Origin of the sequence: Massilia sp. MP_M2 (assembly GCF_039123635.1) — a bacterium.
Taxonomy (GTDB): domain Bacteria; phylum Pseudomonadota; class Gammaproteobacteria; order Burkholderiales; family Burkholderiaceae_D; genus Telluria.
This window is the reverse complement of the sequence record NZ_JBCHJF010000002.1, coordinates 424851-443120: the sequence shown is the minus strand read 5'-3', so window position 1 is coordinate 443120 and position 18270 is coordinate 424851. Positions and strand designations below refer to the sequence as shown.

The window sequence follows — 18270 nt, the reverse complement described above, 5'->3', positions numbered from 1 at the left end:
CCGGGCATCGGCAGATGGCTCGGAAAGCCACTGAATGGCAGTAAAGCGCCCGTTAGGCTTCTTTTGAAGATTTTCCCAGTAAGTACCCCGCGACAGTACCTAGCAATCCCATTACAGGCGCAATTTGCTTGTCGCTGTACCCAGCCACGACCAGAAAGACTGCCATGATAAGGATCACGATCGTCCCTACGACACGCAACGTCGATTCAGGGGAAGATCCCCACTTGATCATCAGCACCGTCACGATCAGCACAAGCACGCCGAAAGCGAGGACAACGGCGCTGACAGTCATTGCGCTCTCAGCTGTCCACCACTGCGCTGGGATGCCCGTCTGATGTGATGTTTCACGTCTGATCGCAGCGATCTGTGCATCCAGTGATTCAAGGGACGGGAGCTTATTCTGACCTTGCATTTTCTATCTCCTGTCCTTGTTTGCACTGCAACCCAGCTAACTTTTTTTCAAGCGTATATATCTGAAGACGTTGGGCATTGAACGCTTGACGCAGCGTCTGAAATTCCCAGAGCGTTCGCGGCGGGTAGGCCATGGAAATTTCAAGCAACACTGCCTTTTGTTCCAGCAGCGACACAAGTCGAGCCAGACTCTCATATTTTGCTTTAGGCAATTGACTGGAGACGGCCCGTGAATCCAATAAATCTCCTCGATAAAAAAAACTGTCGAGCTGCGGCCCGGGCACGACATTGCACTCGATGGAAAGGCCTTGCTGACTGCAAAGCTGTGGTGTTCTCCCGCTCTGCGCCAGCCTTGCAAGGTTCGCTCTCTCCTGGCTGATTGCGTCGTCTATGGAAATCGGGACTTGGGCACATGCACCGCCCCAAGTACCTGCCCATGCAGTCAACAATATCAGTAGACTTCGCATATCCCCCCCAAGGTTCGTGAGCACCCATGACGCGACGTTTGTCAGCCCCTTCTGGCATCACGTTGCCGTAATCGATTGGCTGGATTGCACAGCCTGCCAAGCATTGCGACCACCCGATAAACGAAAACATGCACGCTTCTCGCTACGTGGTTGATCGACCGTATCGGACACGAATCAACGAGACTACGTCGCGCGCGCACTGCTCGTTTGCGGTGCACCAAACGTGTTCGCCTTCATGAGCGTTGCCTGATGAAGTGGCTGGCTCGATCCTTGCATGTACAGAAGCACACTGAACTGCGGGAGAAGACGATGTTGACCCAAAACGATGTGCTCGAATACACGGGCATGCATGGCCACATGATCCGGGTGCTGTGGATCGACCGTTCACAGGCGCTGGCATGGACGTACCGGCTGGCCAGCCCCTCGGCCCTGCCCGAGCCGACGCCCCTGCACGACCTCGAAGACCTGCTGCGCGGCGGCGGGGCGCGCCGGTTGCTGGTCGATCCGTTCGCGGCCACGCCGCCGCAAGAGCCGGTACCGGAAGGCTACCGGACCCTGCAGGCCAAAGCCTGGTCGGCCGTGCGCGCCCTGCACGCCGACCGCCAGGCCTTGTACCAGCCGCGCGACCGCGCCATCCTGATGGCCGGTTACGCAGCAGCCCATGGGGTCTCGAAGTCGAGCATCCTGCGCTACCTGCGCCGCTACTGGGAACGGGGCCAGACGCCGGACGCGCTGCTGCCCGACTACAGCAACTCGGGCGCACCGGGCCGCACGCGCGCCGTCACCGCCGGCATCAAGCGCGGCCGGCCACGCAAGGGCGAGGCCACCGGCACCAATGCCGACGAACGGATGCGCGCAATCTTCCGCGCCGCGGCGGCGCGCTACGCCGCCAGTCACGACGATTTTTCGCGCCGCGCGGCGTACCGCCAGATGCTGGGCGACTTCTTCCAGGGCCATGATGCGGGTGGTTTGCCAAGCTTCGGCCAATTCAACTACTGGCTCGAACGCGACGCCGCTGCCCCGCCAGCGGTCACCCTCACGCGCCCATATGCACCATTGCCGGGCCGCGCTGCACCACACTTTGCACAGCACGCGGCCATGCCGTAATCCACCAATCCGGTGCGCCACACGCCACCGTGGTGCGCACCGGATGATCGTCTAGCGCGGCCGGTGCATCTGGAACAGCTGTTCGGGCCCGACCGAAAAGTAATCGGCTGGCCCGCCCGCGCGCAGGATATGGCCAGCATTGGCGGTGTCGTAGACGCCGTCCTTCAGCGACGCTACGGCGATGTGCACGCCCACGACTTCACCGAGTACCAGCCAGGTCGGCACCGTCTCGCCGCTGACCTGCTGCAACTGAATGATCTGCGTGACCTTGCATTCGAACGCGACCGGGCTTTCAGCCACGCGCGGCGCCGCCACCAGGCGCGACGGCGCGGGTGTCAGCCCGGCCAGCGCGAACTCGTCGACCTCGGGGCCGACGGCGGCGCACGACGCGTTCATCGCCTCGGCCAGGGGGCGCGTCGCGAGATTCCACACGAATTCGCCCGTCTCCTGCACATTGCGCAGCGTGTCCTTGGCGCCGATGCTGGCAAACCCGACGATCGGCGGCACATAGTTGAAAGCGTTGAAGAAGCTGTACGGGGCCAGGTTGCGCACGCCGGATGCGCTCAGCGACGAGATCCAGCCGATGGGCCGTGGGCCGACGATGGCATTGAAGGGATCGTGGGGCAGCCCGTGGCCTTGACGGGGTTCGTAGAAATGGATCGACATGGCTTGGTTTTTTCGTGAATGGGTTGGAATGGTGTGCGTTCAGGGCGCGTTGATCGCGCGGGCCGCATCGGCGCTCAGGCAACTGGCCAGCAACCTGACCGGGGCCGGCAGCGCCAGCGTGCTGCGCAGCGCGAGCAGCAGCGTGCGCTCGGCCCAGTCGTCGGTCAGCGTGATCAGCTTCAGGCCCATCGAGCGCACGTGCGGTTCGGCGGCCAGGCGCGGCAGCACGCCGATACCCAGGCCCACCATCACCATGCGGCAGACGGCGTCGAAGCTGCGCACCTGAATACTGAGCTTCAATGGCTTTTCAAGGCGGCTGCATTCGGTGCGCAATCGTTCGGCCAGCGACGTCGCTTCGGACAGGCTGACGAATTCATAGTCCAGCGCATCGGCCAGCCGCACGCTGTCGTGCATGGCCAGTGGATGATCGAGCGACACGATCAGGACCAGCCGGTCCTGGCGGTAATCGAAGACATCGATGTCGCCAACGGCGGTGCGGTCGGCAAACAGGCCAATGTCGGCGCGGTTCTCGCGCACCGCCGCCACGACGTCGCCGCTGTTGCGCTCTTCCAGGCTGACGCGGATGCCCGGATGCTCGCGCCGAAAGCGCGTCAGGTCGTCCGGCAGGAACTGCGTCACTGCCGAGGTGTTGGCCCAGATGCGCACCTGACCCCGGCCGCCGGCAGCGAAGTCGGACAGGTCCCCCGACATCCGGTCGACGTCCTGCAGAATGCCCAGCGCGTGCTGGAAACACGAGCGGCCCGCTTCGGTCAGCGTGACGCCATTGGCGTGGCGGTACAGCAGCCGTGTGCCCAGATGCGCTTCGAGGTCCGATACGCGCTTGCTCGCCGCAGCGACGGCAAGATTGGCTTGCTGGGCGCCGCGCGTGATGCTGCCGGTGCGCGCAATCTCGATGAACAGGTTGAGCGTGACCAGATCAAAACGCGCGTAGTTCAACAGCACTCTCCTTGGATGACGACAGGGTGGACAGCGTGCATCTTGCCACAAGCACGTGGCAGCGTTGCGCGCGGCTTCAGAACACCCAGTCTTCCTCCTTCCTGCGCCATGCCTCATACGCCCGGATCTTGTCCGCGTGGCCGATCGTCAGCGCGATATCGTCGAGGCCATGCAGCAGGCGATGCTTGCGGGCCGGGTCCACCTCGAACCGGCTGACGCGGTCAATGCCTGGCCAGGTGACGGTCTGCGCCGACAGGTCGACCTTCACGGCAAACCCCGGCGCGGCGGCGCAGGCCGCAAACAGCGCGTCGACGTCGTGGTCAGCGAGCACGATTGGCAGCAAGCCGTTCTTGAAGCAGTTGTTATAAAAAATGTCGGCAAACGACGGCGCGATGAGCACGCGAATGCCGAAGTCGGCCAGGGCCCACGGCGCATGCTCGCGCGAACTGCCGCAGCCGAAATTGTCGCGCGCGAGCAGGATGCTGGCGCCCTGATAGCGTGCCTGGTTCAGCACGAAATCCGGATTGAGCGGGCGGCCGCTGCAGTCCTGGTCGGGTTCACCGATATCGAGATAGCGCCAGGCATCGAACAGGTTCACACCGAAGCCGACGCGACGTATCGATTTGAGAAACTGTTTGGGGACGATGGCATCGGTATCGACATTGCCGCGGTCGAGCGGCACGACCAGTCCTTCGTGTGCAGTAAATTGTTCCATCAGCACCACTCCCGGATATCGACGAAATGCCCCATGACGGCTGCGGCCGCCGCCATTTCCGGACTGACCAGATGCGTGCGGCCACCAGCGCCCTGCCGGCCTTCGAAATTGCGGTTCGACGTCGAGGCCGCGCGCTGGCCGGGCTGCAGCTGGTCGGCGTTCATGCCCAGGCACATCGAGCAGCCCGGCTCGCGCCATTCGAAGCCGGCCTGGCGGAAGACGGTGTCGAGCCCCTCGGCCTCGGCCTGCTGCTTGACCAGCCCCGAGCCCGGCACCACCATGGCCAGTTGCACGTTGTGCGCGACCTGCTTGCCGCGCACGATGGCGGCGGCGGCGCGCAGATCCTCAATGCGCGAGTTGGTGCACGAGCCGATAAAGACAACGTCGACATGAATGTCGGTCATGCGCGTACCGGGCGCCAGGCCCATGTACGACAACGCATGCACGATGCCGGCGCGCCTGGTGGGGTCAGGTTCGTGCGCGGGATCGGGCACCATGCCGTCGACGGTCGTGACCATCTCGGGCGACGTACCCCACGTTACCTGGGGCTTGATGGTGGCCACGTCGATCGTCACTAGCGCATCGAACACGGCGCCGGGGTCGCTCGCCAGCGTGCGCCAGTAGATGACGGCCCGCTCCCATTGCGCCCCACGGGGCGCTTCCGGGCGGCCATCGAGATAAGCGAGCGTCTTGTCGTCGACCGCGATCATGCCGCAGCGCGCGCCTGCCTCCACGGTCATATTGCACAGGGTCATGCGGCCCTCCATCGACAGAGCAGTGACTGCCGCGCCGGCATACTCGATCGCATAGCCCGTCGCGCCTGCGGTGCCGATCTTGCCGATCATGGCCAGCGCCATGTCCTTGGCTGTCACGCCCGGCGGCAGCGCGCCGTCGAATCGCACCAGCAGGTTCTTCGACTTCTTGCCGAGCAGGCACTGGGTCGCCAGCACATGCTCGACCTCGGACGTGCCGATGCCGAATGCCAGGCAGGCAAACGCGCCGTGGGTGCTCGTGTGGCTGTCGCCGCACACGATGGAGAGGCCCGGCAGCGTGACGCCCTGCTCCGGCCCGATCACGTGCACAATGCCTTGCCGACGGTCCGTCATGCCGATTTCGTCGATTCCGAATTCGCCGCAATTTTTCGTCAGCGTCTCGACCTGCAGGCGCGAGACGGGATCGTCGATGCCGGCCGCGCGGTCGGTGGTCGGAATATTGTGGTCGGCCACCGCCAGATTCGACGCGATGCGCCAGACCTTGCGCCGGTGCGTGCGCAAGCCTTCGAAGGCCTGCGGGCTCATGACCTCATTGAGTAAATGACGGTCGACGTACAGCAGCGTTGTGCCGTCGTCCTCGACATGCACTTCGTGCCGTGCCCATAGTTTGTCGTACAGCGTGTCGTGCCGCGTGCCATGCCGCGTGTCTGCCATGATCTGTCGTCTCCATCGCGATCGTTCGATTGCCGGCACTGCCCGCTCTGCGGCGGCGTTGCCGGTGGACCGAGTGTGGCCCGAAACAACCTGGCCGGGGAATCCCTGAATCGGCAATTCCCGCTTCGCGGATGACGAAGGCTTCGCGAAATGCGAAGACTGCACGACCGATAATACGAATGCCGGGCACGCGATAAATCAGTACATTGGCTGGTACCTTGCTGTACCCAAAGCCCGCCCCAGAGAGCGGGTCACGACACACACATTCACAGGAGACGTACGATGCTTCGCACCCTTGCCGGTGGCATGCTGCTGCTTGCCTCAGCCGCAGCGCTTGCCCAGTCGCTGCCATCCAAGCCGATCACGCTGATCGTTCCCAATCCGCCTGGCGGCGTCGTCGACACGGCCGCGCGCGTGGTCGCGCAACCGCTCGGGCAGCTGCTCAAGCACACGGTCGTCGTCGACAACCGGCCCGGTGGCAGCGGCAATATCGCCTACCAGACGGTGGCCCGCGCCGCGCCGGATGGCGCCACGCTGCTGGTGTCGTATTCGGCGTATCACACTGCCAACCCGTCCTTGATGACGAAGCTGCCGTGGGCGCCCAAGGATTTCACGCCCGTCGCGCTGCTGGTCACCGCAACCAATGTCGTGGCCGTGCATCCGTCGCTGCCGGTAGGCACGCTCGGTGAACTGGTGGCCTACCTGAAAAAGAATCCTGGCAAATTCAGCTACGCGTCGCAGGGCAATGGCTCGCTGTCGCATATCGGGACCGAACTGTTCAAGCAGCAGACCGGTACCAATATGCTGCACGTTCCCTACAAGGGTTCCGGCCAGGCGATCGCGGACGTGCTGTCGGGGCGCGTGCACGTGTTCATCACCACGCCGCCATCGGTAATGCAGCATGTCCAGTCCGGCAAACTGAAGGCGCTGGCCATCGCCGGCAAAGAGCGCCATCCGATGCTGCCGCAGGTACCGACGACGGCTGAAGCAGGCTATCCCGACTTCACGCTCGAAGCCTGGGTGGGCCTGTTTGCGCCGGCGGGCACGCCGCCTGCCCTCGTCACGCAATTGAGCAATGGCGTGAAGGGTGCGCTGGAGACGCCGGAAGCGAAAAAACAGGCCGACGCGCAGGGCGTCGAAATCCACTACCTGAATCCGCCTGCCGTCGCCAGCCTCGTGACGGGCGAGCTCGACTACTGGAACAAGGTCATCAAGAAGGCGAACATCACGCTCGATTGATGCCTCGGCCGTCAGGCCTGCTCTGCTGCCAGCCCGGCGCCACAATCCTTGCAGAACTGCGCGCGCGGATCGTGCCCCGTGCTGCCGCAGCCTCTGCAGGTACGTGGCTCGCCGCGCGGCGCATGGCGCGCCAGCTTCTGCGACGTCATCTCGGCGCTGACGATTCCCGTCGGCACCGCCAGGATGCCCCAGCCGAGCAGCATCATGAACGACGCGATCGCCTTGCCCAGCGGCGTGTGCGGCGTCATGTCGCCATAGCCGACCGTCGTGATCGTCACGGTGGCCCAGTACATCGCCATCGGGATGCTGGTAAAGCCGCTCTCGGGCCCCTCGACCACATACATCACGGTGCCGAGAATCAGGATCAGCATCAGCACGACCGACAGGAACACCATGATCTTGCGCTTGCTGGCCACCAGCGCCTCGCCCAGGCGCGTGTACTCTTCGACATAGCGCGTGAGCTTGAGGATGCGGAAGATGCGCAGCAGGCGCAGGATGCGCACGTCGAGAAACACCTGGCTGCCCGGGACCAGCAGCGAAATCCAGGTCGGCAGCACCGAGACCAGATCGATCACGCCATAGAAGCTGCGCGCATAGCGCATGGGCCGCTGGATGCAGACCAGGCGCGCGATGTACTCGAGCGTGAAAAAGATCGTGAACGTCCATTCGAGCACCGACATCTGCGCCGCATAGCGCCGCCCGATGGCCGGCACGCTGTCGAGCACCACGGTGAGAATGCTGAGCAGGATGATTGCCACCAGCGCGAGGTCGAAGCGGCGCCCGGCCGGCGTGTCGGTGCCGAAGATGACGTCGAACATGCGCGCGCGCCAGCCCCCGGGCGGGCGCCCCAGCAGGGTTGGCAGATCACGCGGCGCAGTCGGGACGTGTTCGTGGTCGCTCGCCCGGCTCATCGGGCGTGCTGCGTGACCCAGGCGCCGAAGGCGGCCATGAATTTTTCGAAGAAGGCGCGCGTGCCGTCGTCGATCAGCCTGTCGCCTTCGTACTTGGCGGCGACGCCGCCGATATAAGCCTCTGGCGCCGGCATCGTCGGCATGTTCAGGAACGGCAGCATCTGGCGCAGGTGGTGGTTGGCGCCAAATCCGCCCAGCACGCCAGGCGAGACGCTGACCACGGCGCACGGCTTGTCGGCAAAGGCGGCCTTGCCATACGGACGCGAGCCGACGTCGATCGCGTTCTTGAGCGAACCCGGCACCGAGCGGTTGTATTCGGGCGTGCAGAACAGGATGCCGTCCGCGCCTTTGATCGCGTCGCGAAACACCGTGAATGCGGGCGGTGGCGTGGCGGTTTCGTCGTCCTCGTTGTACAGCGGCAGGTCGCCCAGTTCGACGATCGTCAGTTCAAAGCCGTCCGGGGCCACGGCGATAAGACTGTTGGCAACGCGGCGGGTGAGCGATTCCTTGCGCAGGCTGCCGACGAGGACAGCGATTTTTTTGGTGGTCATGGGGATTCCTGGAGTATGCATGATGTGTATTGTCGATCGCCCATGATAACCAGTTTCACCACGACGTTGGGCCGTTACAGGCGCAGGCGCCGGTACATCTGCAGGAAGCGCTTGCGCGCTGCCTTGCTCAAGACCACGACCGGATCGCCATGCCACGCATACAGGAACGGCGCGCCACCCTGGCGGTCGCTGATGCGCACCGACAGCAAAAAACACGTGCCAAGCGGGTACTGCGCCAGATCGAGCAGGCGGCGCGAACACTGCACCCGCATGCCCGTTGAAAACGCCTGACCCGAGACAGGCGAGATGCACGGCCGGCCGCGCCAGTCCAGGCTGGATTCGACCGCCACCTCGCGGTAGGCCCATGCATCGCGCGCCATCGTTATGCCTTGGCCAGTGCCGGCGCGCGGACCACGTGCGCTTCGCGGATTGGCAGATTGATCAGCGCTGCGGCGGCGGCCAGGGCCATGTCGGCATACCACATCCAGCGATAGTCACCGGTGTGGACGACGGCCAGTCCGCCCAGCCAGGCACCGAAAAAGCCGCCGATCTGGTGCGACAGCAGCGTCATGCCGAACAGCGTGGCCAAGTAGCGCACGCCGAACAGTTTGCCCACCAGGCCCGCCGTCGGCGGCACCGTGGCCAGCCAGGTGAAGCCCAGCGCGCCGGCGAAGATGTAGAAGGTCCACGCCGTCTTGGGCGCCAGCAGATACAGGCCAACAATGACGACGCGGCTCGCGTAGATCCAGAACAGCAGCGACTTCATGCGATAACGCGAGGCGAGCATGCCGGCCGCCAGACTGCCGGCGATGTTGAACAGGCCGATCAGCGCGAGCGCCGTGGCCGACACCGTCGTCGGCAAGCCGCACATGGCGACTTCGCCCGGCAAGTGAGTGACGAGAAAGGCGATGTGAAAGCCGCAGGTGAAAAAGCCCGCATGCAGGCACAGGTAGCTGCGATCGCGCAGCGCCTGGCGCAGTTGCTGACCGAGGGCGATGGGTGGTGTTGAAGGCGTGACCGGTGCAGATGGCGTCGCTGGCCCGGTGGCAACGACAGTGGCAACGGCAGCGCGCTTGCGCCGCAGCGGCCAGGCCAGCGGAATGGTCAGCAATGCAGTGGCTGCCAGCGTCAGCATCGCCACGATCCAGCCGGCGCCGGCGATGATCGCGCCCATCAGCGGGGCGAGCGCGAACTGGCCGAACGACCCACCGGCATTGATGAAGCCGGACGCGAACGCGCGGCGTTCCGGGGGCAGGCGCTGTGCGGTGGCGCCGATCAGGATCGAGAAGCTGCCCGCCCCTGCCCCGGCCGCCGACAGGAAGCCCATCGTCAGCAGCAGCGCCCATTCGGAGCCGACGAACGGCGTGGCGGCCGTGCCGACCGCCAGCATGACGCCACCCAGCGCAATCACGCGGCCCGGACCGTACTTGTCGGCCACGGCGCCAAAGACCGGCTGCGCCACGCCCCACATCAGCTGCGCCACCGCCATCACGAAGCTGATGGTCGCCACGCCCAGGCCGGTGGCGGTGTTGAGCGGCGACAGAAACAGGCCGCTCGTCAGGCGCGTCCCCGTCGTGATCATCATGACGGCGCTGGCAACCAGGATCAGTGTCCAGGCCGCGCGCGGCGACAGGTGGGCGGAGGTGTTTGTCATTCGGCAATTATAGAGCCACCGCCCCTGCCATGGGCTACGATCCGTCGGCGGCTCAGTGGGCCGATCAGTCGGCTGGCGCGCGGATCAGCAGTGCGGTCGATTGCGCGGCCATGCCTTCTTCGCGCCCGAGGTAGCCGAGCTTCTCGTTGGTCTTGGCCTTGATGTTGACCTGCTGCGGCGAGACGCCCAGATCTTCGGCGATGCGCGTGACCATCAGCGGGATGTGCGGCGCCATCTTGGGTTGCTGCGCGATGATGGTGGCGTCGATGTTGCCGATCGTGTAACCGGATTGCAGGACGCGGTTCGCCACTTCGCGCAGCAGCGTGCGCGAGTCGGCGCCGGCGAACATCGGGTCGGTGTCCGGGAAGTGCTTGCCGATGTCGCCCAGCGCGGCCGCGCCCAGCAGCGAATCGATGATCGCGTGCAGCAGCACATCGGCATCCGAATGGCCTTGCAGGCCGAGGCGGTGCGGGATGGTCACGCCGCCGACGATGAGCTTGCGCCCTTCGACCAGCGCGTGGTTGTCATAGCCGGTGCCGATGCGAAACGGTGGAGTGGGATTGTAGGATGCGAGTGCCATGATGATAGGTTCTTGTATTGGTCAAATGTCTTGGTCAAATGGAGGCGTCGGCGGCCAGGTACATCTCGGCGATGCGGATGTCCGATGGCAGTGTGACTTTGAGGTTGCGCGGGTGCCCTTCGACCAGCCTGGGGGCCAGCCCGAGGGCTTCGACCGCGCTGGCGTCGTCGGTGATCGCTTCGGGGTCGGTCGCCGCGTCGAGCGCGCGGCACAGCAGCGCATAGGTAAACATCTGTGGCGTCTGGGCCAGCCACAGGTTGGCACGAGCGACAGTGGTGATGCCGGCGTCGCTCCTGCGCTTGACGGTATCGACCACCGGCAGGGCCAGCAGGCCGCCGGCCGGATGGTCGCCCGTCCCGGTGATCAGGCGTTCGATCAGCGCCGCATTCAGGCCGGGGCGCGCGGCGTCGTGCACCAGCACGTGGTCGGTGTCGGCCAGTGTCGCGCGGATGGTGTGCAGACCATTGCGAATCGATTCCATGCGCGTCGCGCCGCCGCAGCGCAAGACGGTGACGCGGCTCGCGCCAACATGTGCATCCGGCAGCACGGCGTCGATGAACGGGTCGTCAGGGCTGACGACCACGTAGGTGTGGGCGATTAGCGGGCTGGACAGAAAGGCGTCGACCGTGTGGCGCAGCATGGGCTTGGCGCCGATCGTCAGGTACTGCTTGGGGCTGCCGGCCGCCATGCGGGCGCCGACGCCGGCGGCCGGAATCAGTGCGACGTGGCGACGGCTTGCGTGGGGTTGTTCGTTCATTGTCATCAACAGCTTCTTGTCATCCATTGCGGCGCGCGGATCTCAGCAACGACTGTACCTCACCTGCACAAACCTTGCCCAGGCGGGCGTACTCCTGCGGCGTATCGATCGCGGCCTGCAGCACTTCGACCCTGGCCATCTCGCTCTTGATATAAGGCATCCAGCTGCGGTCGATCTCGCGCTGCAGCAGCGCCTGCGCCTGGCCGATGGGCGCGTACAAGGGCTTGCCGGCAAAGCGTGCCGCCAGCCGCGCGCGCACGGTGGCTTCGGCCTTTGGCATGAAGCTCTGGTAGGTGGTCAGGTGACGCAGTTCGTGAGCCAGCACTTCGCGGTAGGCGCACGATGTGGGTGGAAATTCGCGGCCGACATACACCACGATGGGCGCGTAATCGAGACTGACGTCGATGCGCGGCGCCACGCATTCGTAGCCGGTGGCCGGGTCGGCCAGCATGCGCCCGCCAACATTGATGCGCACGCGCGCTTCGGTGTGCGTCAGGCCCAGCACCCACGAGCCGCGGCGCACGCTGGGCATCAGGCGCGTAAGGTCGTGGTACGAGCGGGTGTTGTCGATCCGGTAGCCCTGCTCGCGCGTCGACAGCACCGAGATGCTCTCGCCGATCGTGTCTTCGCAGCGCGCCTGCAGCGGCGTGCGGATTTGTGCCGACGCCACCGGGATCATCAAGAACAGCAGTGCTGCCAACAAACAGTGCTGCATCGTGATCAGGCGGGCGTCCAGTCGCCGGCCAGGATTTTCTCGAGCCAGAACGTGCCGATGATCGTCTTGACATCGGTGATCTCGCCACTGCGTACGAGTGCCAGGAGTTCAGGCAGCGTGACGCTGAACAGTTCGAGAAATTCGCCGGCATCGAGCTGTTGCTCGCCCTGCGTCAGGTCTTCGGCCAGGAAGATCTCGAGGTGCTCGTCCGAGTAGGCGATGGCATTGTGGATGGTGCAGATGAAGCGCCACTTGGCGGCCGAGTAGCCGGTTTCTTCGGCCAGTTCGCGCTTGGCGCAGTCGAGGTGGTCTTCGCCCGGATCGATCTTACCGGCCGGGAACTCAATGAAGACCTTGCCATTCGGGTAGCGGAACTGGCGTTCCAGCAGGATGCGGCCATCGGGGAGCAGCGGCAGGATAACGACGGCGCCAGGGTGGCGGATGAATTCGCGGTGGCTTTCCTTGCCATCCGGCAGGCGGATGCGGTCGCGTTCGACCTTCAGGAAGGGTCCATCGTAGACGACGCCGCCGTCGAGGCGGGTTTCTTTCAGTTCCGACACTATGTGCTCCTTATCGTTGAGGCTGCGATACGAAGCATCATAAGCGAACCGCTCGATCTCTACCGGCGTGGCTTGTGCAAATACCGCAGCACGAAGCCGGGAAACGCCAGCACCAGGAACAGGCACCCGGTCACGGCGTGAAATTCCCAGGTCTGTACGGCCACCGACCCGATGCGCGATTCAAGCAGGCGGGCAATGAAGCCCACCACGAAGTACAGCGCGACCAGCTCCACCAGGCGCACGGGGAACGGTTTGATGCGCCGCTCCCCGGCCGGCTTGCGGCCGGGGAGCGCCACGAGCCCGAACAGGCGCTCGTTGATGAACGGCAGGTTGGCGGCGGCCAGCGCGAGCAGCACCACCAGCCAGGCGGCCAGGTTCAGATCCACGCCTTATTTGGCCAGCGTGGCTTGCATGGCGCTGTAGCAGACGGCCAGCAGGCTGCCTGGAATCACGCCCATCACCACGATTGCCACGCCGTTGAGCGACATGATGATGCGCATGTCCAGCGGGGTCGAGATGGCCGAGGTGTCTGCTGCTTCGTCGAACCAGATGGTCTTGACGATGCGCAGGTAGTAAAACGCACCGATCAGCGAGAACATCACCGCCACGACGGCCAGCCACACCATGCCGGCATTGGCAACGGCCTGCAGCACCGCGTACTTGGCGATGAAGCCCACCATCGGCGGCACGCCGGCCAGCGAGAACATCAGGACGGTCATGACAATGGCGAACCATGGGCTGCGCTTGCCGAGACCCTTGAAGTCGCTGATCAGCTCTGCTTCGTGGCCGGCGCGCGCCAGCATCATGATCAGGCCGAAGGTGCCGACCGTCGTGAGCACATAGATGATCGTGTAGTACATACCGGCGCTGTAGGCGGCAGCAGCATCGGTCAGGCTGCTACCCGTATTGCCCACCACGAGGGCCAGCACGACAAAGCCCATCTGGGCAATGGTCGAGTAGGCCAGCATGCGCTTGATATTGGTCTGCGCGATTGCCGTGATGTTACCGAAGGCGAGCGACAGGACTGCCACGACCATCAGCATCTGCTGCCAGTCCACGGCCATCGATGGCAGCGCTTCGACCAGCAGGCGGATCACGATGGCGAACGTCGCCAGCTTCGGCGCGCCACCCAGCAGCAGCGTGACGGCGGTTGGCGCGCCCTGCACGACGTCGGGTACCCACATGTGGAATGGCACCACGCCGAGCTTGAACGCCAGGCCAGCCACCAGGAACACCAGGCCGAAGACCAGGATCATCGGATCGGCCTGCCCGGCACTCGTGACCTCGCGGATCGTGGTGATATCGAGCGAACCGGTTGCGCCGTAAATCATCGACATGCCATACAGCAGGAAACCCGAGGCCAGTGCGCCGAGGACGAAGTACTTCATCGCCGCTTCGGTCGAGATCGCGTGATCGCGGCGCAGCGCCACCAGGGCGTACAGCGACAGCGACATCAGTTCGAGGCCAAGGTAGATCGACAGCATGCTGTTACCAGAGATCATGATCATCTGGCCGAGCATCGAGAACAGCGCAAGCACATAGAACTCGCCGCCCAGGTTGCCCGACATCATGTCGCGCTCACCGACATACTGGCGCGAATAGACCAGGGTCATGGCCGTGGCCAGGTACGTAAACAACTTGAGCAGGTTCGACATCGGGTCGGACACATACATCCCACTGAAGGTGAAGACGGTCGTGCCGGCATTGAAATCGACGAACGAGAACACGGCGCAACCGGCGATTGCCAGCAGCGACAGCGCGTACGTCAGGTTGCGCTTGCCGGCCTTCAGGTACATATCGATCAGCAGGATCGCCGATGTCGCGATCAGGAGGAAGATCTCGGCATACACCGGCACCAGATTGGTGTCGGCTGCCGCTAACAGGGTTGGGGTCATCTCATTCATGGCGTTTTATTGAGGCACTTTGCTGACTGCGACATGTTGCAGGAGATCGGTGACCGACACCTGCAAGGTCTCGGCGATCGGTGCCGGGTACAGGCCCATGGCCAGGGTGGCGATGGCCAGCACCGACAGGATGGCGAACTCGCGGCCATTCAGGTCGACCAGCTCGGCGACATGCTTGTTGGCGACCGGGCCGAAGATGACACGCTTGACCATCCACAGCGAATAGGCAGCGCCCAGGATCAGCGCGGTACCCGAAGCCAGGCCCGTCCAGAAGTTGAACTCGACCGCGCCCAGGATGACCATGAATTCGCCGATGAAGCCCGACGTCGCCGGCAGGCCGGCATTGGCCATCGAGAACAGCACGGCGAAGGCGGCGAACTTCGGCATCGTGTTGACGACACCGCCGTACGCAGCGATTTCACGCGAGTGGACACGGTCGTACAGCACGCCAATACACAGGAACATCGCGCCCGACACGAAACCGTGCGAGATCGCCTGCATCAGGCCGCCCTGCACGCCCAGGTCGTTGAACATGAAGAAGCCCAGTGTGACGAAGCCCATGTGGGCAATCGACGAGTACGCCACCAGTTTCTTCATGTCTTTCTGGACCAGTGCGACCAGACCGATGTAGATCACGGCGATCAGCGACAGCACGATGACGACCGGCGCCAGGTACTGACTCGCGTCAGGGGTGATCGGCAGCGAAAATCGGAGAAAACCATATGCGCCGAGCTTGAGCATGATCGCAGCCAGCACGACCGAGCCGCCGGTTGGCGCTTCGACGTGGGCATCCGGCAGCCACGTGTGCACTGGCCACATCGGGACCTTGACGGCAAACGCCATGAAGAACGCGCAGAAGATCAGGATCTGCTCTTTCATCGTGAGTGGCAGCAGGTGCCAGTCGAGGATGTTGAACGAACCCGACGCGTTGTACAGATAGATGATCGCGACCAGCGTCAGCAGCGAACCGAAGAACGTGTACAGGAAGAACTTGAACGCTGCATACACGCGGTTCGGGCCACCAAACACGCCGATGATGATGAACATCGGGATCAGCGTCGCTTCGAAGAAGAAGTAGAACAGCAGACCGTCCAGCGCGCAGAACACGCCGATCATCAGGCCCGACAGGATCAGGAACGAACCCATGTACTGGGCGACGCGTTCCTGGATCACTTCCCAGGCCGCCAGCACCACGATGATCGTGATGAAGGCAGTGAGCGGCACGAACCACAGCGACAGGCCATCGACGCCCAGGCGGTAGAAGATGTTGAAGCGATCAATCCAGGCCGCTTCTTCAAAGAACTGCATGCCGTGGGCAGCGTTGTCGAAGTTCGTGATCAGGGGAATCGTCGGCAACAGGCTGACGATGGCGCCCACGAGCGAGAGCATGCGTACCATGCCGGCGTTCTTGTCGCGGCCAACGGCCAGGACCAGCACGCCGAACAGGATCGGGAGCCAGATGGCCAGGCTCAGGTACGGTGGAAATGTTGAAATTGTAGACTGCATCATTTTTCGTTATCTCTGCCTGTGATTAACCGCGCCAGAACGGGAAGAAGTACAGCATGGCCGCCAGCACGCCAACGATCATCACGAACGCATAGTGGTAGATGTAACCGGTCTGTGCTTTACGGGTGATGGTCGAGAACCAGCCGACTGCCTTGGCGCTGCCGTTGACGACCAGGCCGTCGATCAGGCCGCGGTCGCCCACTTTCCACAGGCCGCCGCCCAGCAGCAGCGAGCCGCCGGCGAAGACTTTTTGGTTGAACGCATCCATGTAGTACTTGTTGTCCAGCAGGGTGTGCAGTGGCTTGAACTTGGCGTAGAACCAGGCCGGCACGCGTGGGTTGATCATGTAGCAGTAGTAGGCGGCAACGACGCCGGCCAGTGCCAGCCAGAACGGTGCGGTCTGCAGGCCGTGCAGGGCCATCGCGGCAGCGCCGTGGAACATCTCGCCCAGTTCGGCCATGGCCGGGTGGTTCGGGTTCACGGTGATGACGCCATCGAAGAACGTGCCATGCAGCATCGGCTGAATCGTGAAGAAACCGATCAGCATCGACGGGATTGCCAGCAGGACCAGCGGCACCGTCACGACCCATGGGGACTCGTGCGGCTTCTGGCCCGGGGCCAGGCCGTGGTGGCCATGGTCGTCGTGCGCGTCTTCTTCATGGTGCGAACCGGAATCGTGCAGTGCGTGCGGATCGGAATGATCGTCAGCCGCCTTGTGATGCGCATGATCGTCATGATGGTCGTGCGCATGGGCTTTGCCGAAACGCTCTTCGCCGTGGAATACCAGGAAGTACATGCGGAACGAGTAGAACGCCGTGACGAACACGCCGGCCAGCACGGCGAAGTTCGCAAAGCCGGTGCCTGGCAGATTACTCGCGTGTACTGCCTCGATGATCGAATCCTTCGAGTAGAAGCCCGAGAAGAACGGGGTACCGATCAGGGCCAGCGAACCGATCAGGGAAGTGATCCAGGTGATCGGCATGTACTTGCGCAGGCCGCCCATATTGCGCATGTCCTGGTCGTGGTGCATGCCCATGATGACCGAGCCGGCGCCAAGGAACAGCAGCGCCTTGAAGAACGCGTGCGTCATCAGGTGGAATGCGGCGACCGAGTAGGCCGACACGCCCAGTGCGACGGTCATGTAGCCCAGCTGCGACAGCGTCGAGTAAGCGACCACGCGCTTGATGTCGTTCTGGATAATGCCCAGGAAACCCATGAACAGCGCGGTGATCGAACCGATGACGATGATGAACGACAGCGCGCCGTCGGACAGCTCGAACAGCGGCGACATGCGCGACACCATGAAGATGCCGGCGGTAACCATCGTTGCGGCGTGGATCAGTGCCGAGATCGGGGTCGGACCTTCCATCGAGTCAGGCAGCCAGACGTGCAGCGGAAACTGCGCCGACTTGCCCATCGCGCCGATGAACAGGCAGATACAGGCGGCGGTCAGCAGCGGCCAGTCGGTGCCCGGCACGGTCATCAGGGCCAGCTGGTCGGCCTTGGCGAACACTTCGGCATAATTCATCGTGCCAGCGGCACTCAGAATGAGTCCAATCCCGAGGATGAAACCGAAGTCGCCGACGCGGTTGACCAGGAATGCCTTCATGTTGGCGAAAATCGCGGTCGGACGGGTATACCAGAAGCCGATCAGGAGATACGAAACCAGGCCCACTGCTTCCCAGCCGAAGAACAGCTGCAGGAAGTTGTTTGACATGACCAGCATCAGCATGGCAAACGTGAACAGCGAGATGTACGAGAAGAAGCGGTTATAGCCGTCATCCTCGGCCATGTAGCCAATCGTGTAGATGTGCACCATCAGCGACACCGACGTGACGACGCACATCATCATCGCGGTCAGGGTGTCGATCTGGAAGCCGACGGCCATCTTGAGCGTGCCGACGGTCATCCAGGTGTACAGATCCTGATTGAGCGTGAAGCCGTCGAGCGTGGCCATCAGGGTCATGACCGAAATGACCAACGCGATCGCCACGCCGAGGATGGTCGCGGTATGCGACACCTTGCGGCCGACGACATTGCCCAGGAACTTGGTACCCAGCAGACCGGCAATCGCCGAGCCTGCGAGCGGCGCCAGTGGCACCGCCAGTAAGAGTGAGGTTGAAATTTGCCCCGCCATGTTGAA

At 63.6% G+C, this 18270-nt stretch carries 20 protein-coding genes; 2 read left to right on the top strand and 18 right to left on the bottom strand.

Translation table 11 applies throughout. The features are described from left to right. Positions 1–52: 52 nt before the first annotated feature. Entirely contained in the window at positions 53–412 is a 360-nt protein-coding gene (locus RCH14_RS06840; protein ID WP_343025389.1) for a hypothetical protein, read from the bottom strand. Next, complete coding sequence (locus tag RCH14_RS06835; protein WP_343025388.1) at positions 396–878, bottom strand: hypothetical protein; 483 nt, start codon at positions 876–878, stop codon at positions 396–398. The genes RCH14_RS06840 and RCH14_RS06835 overlap by 17 nt, the downstream gene beginning before the upstream one ends. A gap of 309 nt (positions 879–1187) precedes the next feature. Here RCH14_RS06835 and RCH14_RS06830 point away from each other — a divergent pair, with 309 nt between their 5' ends. Then, positions 1188–1985, top strand: a complete 798-nt coding sequence (locus RCH14_RS06830) for a hypothetical protein (protein ID WP_343025387.1) — start codon at positions 1188–1190, stop codon at positions 1983–1985. A gap of 51 nt (positions 1986–2036) precedes the next feature. On the opposite strand, the gene RCH14_RS06825 is transcribed toward RCH14_RS06830, so the two are convergent. From RCH14_RS06825 to leuC, 4 genes are all read right to left on the bottom strand, one after another. Next, on the bottom strand, positions 2037–2651 hold the full coding sequence (locus RCH14_RS06825; protein ID WP_343025386.1) for a flavin reductase family protein: 615 nt from the start codon (positions 2649–2651) through the stop codon (positions 2037–2039). A 39-nt stretch (positions 2652–2690) separates the two neighbouring features. Then, positions 2691–3608 carry a LysR substrate-binding domain-containing protein gene (locus RCH14_RS06820; protein ID WP_343025385.1) on the bottom strand — a complete coding sequence of 306 codons (918 nt, stop codon included), beginning with the start codon at positions 3606–3608 and terminating at the stop codon, positions 2691–2693. 76 nt (positions 3609–3684) lie between these two features. Then, positions 3685–4323, bottom strand: a complete 639-nt coding sequence (gene leuD / locus RCH14_RS06815) for a 3-isopropylmalate dehydratase small subunit (protein ID WP_343025384.1) — start codon at positions 4321–4323, stop codon at positions 3685–3687. Further along, positions 4323–5750: a 3-isopropylmalate dehydratase large subunit gene (gene leuC, locus RCH14_RS06810; RefSeq protein WP_343025383.1), complete on the bottom strand. Its 1428-nt coding sequence runs from the start codon at positions 5748–5750 to the stop codon at positions 4323–4325. Before leuC ends, leuD begins: the two co-directional genes overlap by 1 nt. Before the next feature lie 282 nt (positions 5751–6032). On the opposite strand from leuC, the gene RCH14_RS06805 reads away from it, so the two are divergent. Next, positions 6033–6989, top strand: coding sequence for a tripartite tricarboxylate transporter substrate binding protein (locus RCH14_RS06805; RefSeq protein WP_343025382.1), 957 nt, complete (start codon positions 6033–6035; stop codon positions 6987–6989). Between the two features lie 11 nt (positions 6990–7000). Here RCH14_RS06805 and RCH14_RS06800 read toward each other — a convergent pair whose 3' ends face one another. The 12 genes from RCH14_RS06800 to nuoL all read right to left on the bottom strand — a co-directional run bounded on the left by RCH14_RS06800 (position 7001) and on the right by nuoL (position 18264). Then, positions 7001–7900: an ion transporter gene (locus RCH14_RS06800; protein ID WP_343025381.1), complete on the bottom strand. Its 900-nt coding sequence runs from the start codon at positions 7898–7900 to the stop codon at positions 7001–7003. Further along, positions 7897–8451: an NAD(P)H-dependent oxidoreductase gene (locus tag RCH14_RS06795; RefSeq protein WP_343025380.1), complete on the bottom strand. Its 555-nt coding sequence runs from the start codon at positions 8449–8451 to the stop codon at positions 7897–7899. The genes RCH14_RS06800 and RCH14_RS06795 overlap by 4 nt, the downstream gene beginning before the upstream one ends. 74 nt (positions 8452–8525) lie before the next feature. Next, positions 8526–8831 (bottom strand): hypothetical protein, encoded by a 306-nt coding sequence (locus RCH14_RS06790; protein ID WP_343025379.1) that lies wholly within the window; start codon positions 8829–8831, stop codon positions 8526–8528. A gap of 2 nt (positions 8832–8833) precedes the next feature. Then, on the bottom strand, positions 8834–10105 hold the full coding sequence (locus tag RCH14_RS06785) for an MFS transporter (protein ID WP_343025378.1): 1272 nt from the start codon (positions 10103–10105) through the stop codon (positions 8834–8836). Between the two features lie 64 nt (positions 10106–10169). Then, a complete protein-coding gene (gene ispF, locus RCH14_RS06780; protein WP_343025377.1) occupies positions 10170–10685 on the bottom strand; it encodes a 2-C-methyl-D-erythritol 2,4-cyclodiphosphate synthase in 516 nt (171 codons plus the stop codon). A 34-nt stretch (positions 10686–10719) separates the two neighbouring features. Beyond that, positions 10720–11448 (bottom strand): 2-C-methyl-D-erythritol 4-phosphate cytidylyltransferase, encoded by a 729-nt coding sequence (gene ispD, locus RCH14_RS06775; RefSeq protein ID WP_343025376.1) that lies wholly within the window; start codon positions 11446–11448, stop codon positions 10720–10722. 13 nt (positions 11449–11461) lie between these two features. Beyond that, entirely contained in the window at positions 11462–12145 is a 684-nt protein-coding gene (locus RCH14_RS06770; protein WP_343025375.1) for a hypothetical protein, read from the bottom strand. A gap of 17 nt (positions 12146–12162) precedes the next feature. Next, positions 12163–12720: an NUDIX hydrolase gene (locus RCH14_RS06765; protein WP_343025549.1), complete on the bottom strand. Its 558-nt coding sequence runs from the start codon at positions 12718–12720 to the stop codon at positions 12163–12165. Between the two features lie 56 nt (positions 12721–12776). After that, positions 12777–13103: a DUF2818 family protein gene (locus RCH14_RS06760; RefSeq protein ID WP_343025374.1), complete on the bottom strand. Its 327-nt coding sequence runs from the start codon at positions 13101–13103 to the stop codon at positions 12777–12779. 3 nt (positions 13104–13106) lie between these two features. Continuing rightward, complete coding sequence (gene nuoN / locus RCH14_RS06755) at positions 13107–14621, bottom strand: NADH-quinone oxidoreductase subunit NuoN (protein ID WP_407070059.1); 1515 nt, start codon at positions 14619–14621, stop codon at positions 13107–13109. Between the two features lie 6 nt (positions 14622–14627). Further along, on the bottom strand, positions 14628–16130 hold the full coding sequence (locus RCH14_RS06750) for an NADH-quinone oxidoreductase subunit M (RefSeq protein ID WP_343025373.1): 1503 nt from the start codon (positions 16128–16130) through the stop codon (positions 14628–14630). Positions 16131–16152: 22 nt separating this feature from the next. Beyond that, positions 16153–18264, bottom strand: a complete 2112-nt coding sequence (nuoL, locus tag RCH14_RS06745; RefSeq protein ID WP_343025372.1) for an NADH-quinone oxidoreductase subunit L — start codon at positions 18262–18264, stop codon at positions 16153–16155. Positions 18265–18270 lie beyond the last annotated feature (6 nt).

Bases quoted from the DNA above. Each gene is read 5' to 3' on its own strand.
- RCH14_RS06795 (WP_343025380.1), bottom strand. From the start codon at position 8,451: ATGACCACCAAAAAAATCGCTGTCCTCGTCGGCAGCCTGCGCAAGGAA.
- RCH14_RS06805 (WP_343025382.1), top strand. From the start codon at position 6,033: ATGCTTCGCACCCTTGCCGGTGGCATGCTGCTGCTTGCCTCAGCCGCA.
- nuoL (WP_343025372.1), bottom strand. From the start codon at position 18,264: ATGGCGGGGCAAATTTCAACCTCACTCTTACTGGCGGTGCCACTGGCG.
- leuC (WP_343025383.1), bottom strand. From the start codon at position 5,750: ATGGCAGACACGCGGCATGGCACGCGGCACGACACGCTGTACGACAAA.
- ispD (WP_343025376.1), bottom strand. From the start codon at position 11,448: ATGACAATGAACGAACAACCCCACGCAAGCCGTCGCCACGTCGCACTG.
- RCH14_RS06785 (WP_343025378.1), bottom strand. From the start codon at position 10,105: ATGACAAACACCTCCGCCCACCTGTCGCCGCGCGCGGCCTGGACACTG.
- RCH14_RS06825 (WP_343025386.1), bottom strand. From the start codon at position 2,651: ATGTCGATCCATTTCTACGAACCCCGTCAAGGCCACGGGCTGCCCCAC.
- RCH14_RS06835 (WP_343025388.1), bottom strand. From the start codon at position 878: ATGCGAAGTCTACTGATATTGTTGACTGCATGGGCAGGTACTTGGGGC.
- RCH14_RS06790 (WP_343025379.1), bottom strand. From the start codon at position 8,831: ATGGCGCGCGATGCATGGGCCTACCGCGAGGTGGCGGTCGAATCCAGC.
- RCH14_RS06750 (WP_343025373.1), bottom strand. From the start codon at position 16,130: ATGATGCAGTCTACAATTTCAACATTTCCACCGTACCTGAGCCTGGCC.
- leuD (WP_343025384.1), bottom strand. From the start codon at position 4,323: ATGGAACAATTTACTGCACACGAAGGACTGGTCGTGCCGCTCGACCGC.
- RCH14_RS06830 (WP_343025387.1), top strand. From the start codon at position 1,188: ATGTTGACCCAAAACGATGTGCTCGAATACACGGGCATGCATGGCCAC.
- RCH14_RS06800 (WP_343025381.1), bottom strand. From the start codon at position 7,900: ATGAGCCGGGCGAGCGACCACGAACACGTCCCGACTGCGCCGCGTGAT.
- ispF (WP_343025377.1), bottom strand. From the start codon at position 10,685: ATGGCACTCGCATCCTACAATCCCACTCCACCGTTTCGCATCGGCACC.
- RCH14_RS06840 (WP_343025389.1), bottom strand. From the start codon at position 412: ATGCAAGGTCAGAATAAGCTCCCGTCCCTTGAATCACTGGATGCACAG.
- nuoN (WP_407070059.1), bottom strand. From the start codon at position 14,621: ATGAATGAGATGACCCCAACCCTGTTAGCGGCAGCCGACACCAATCTG.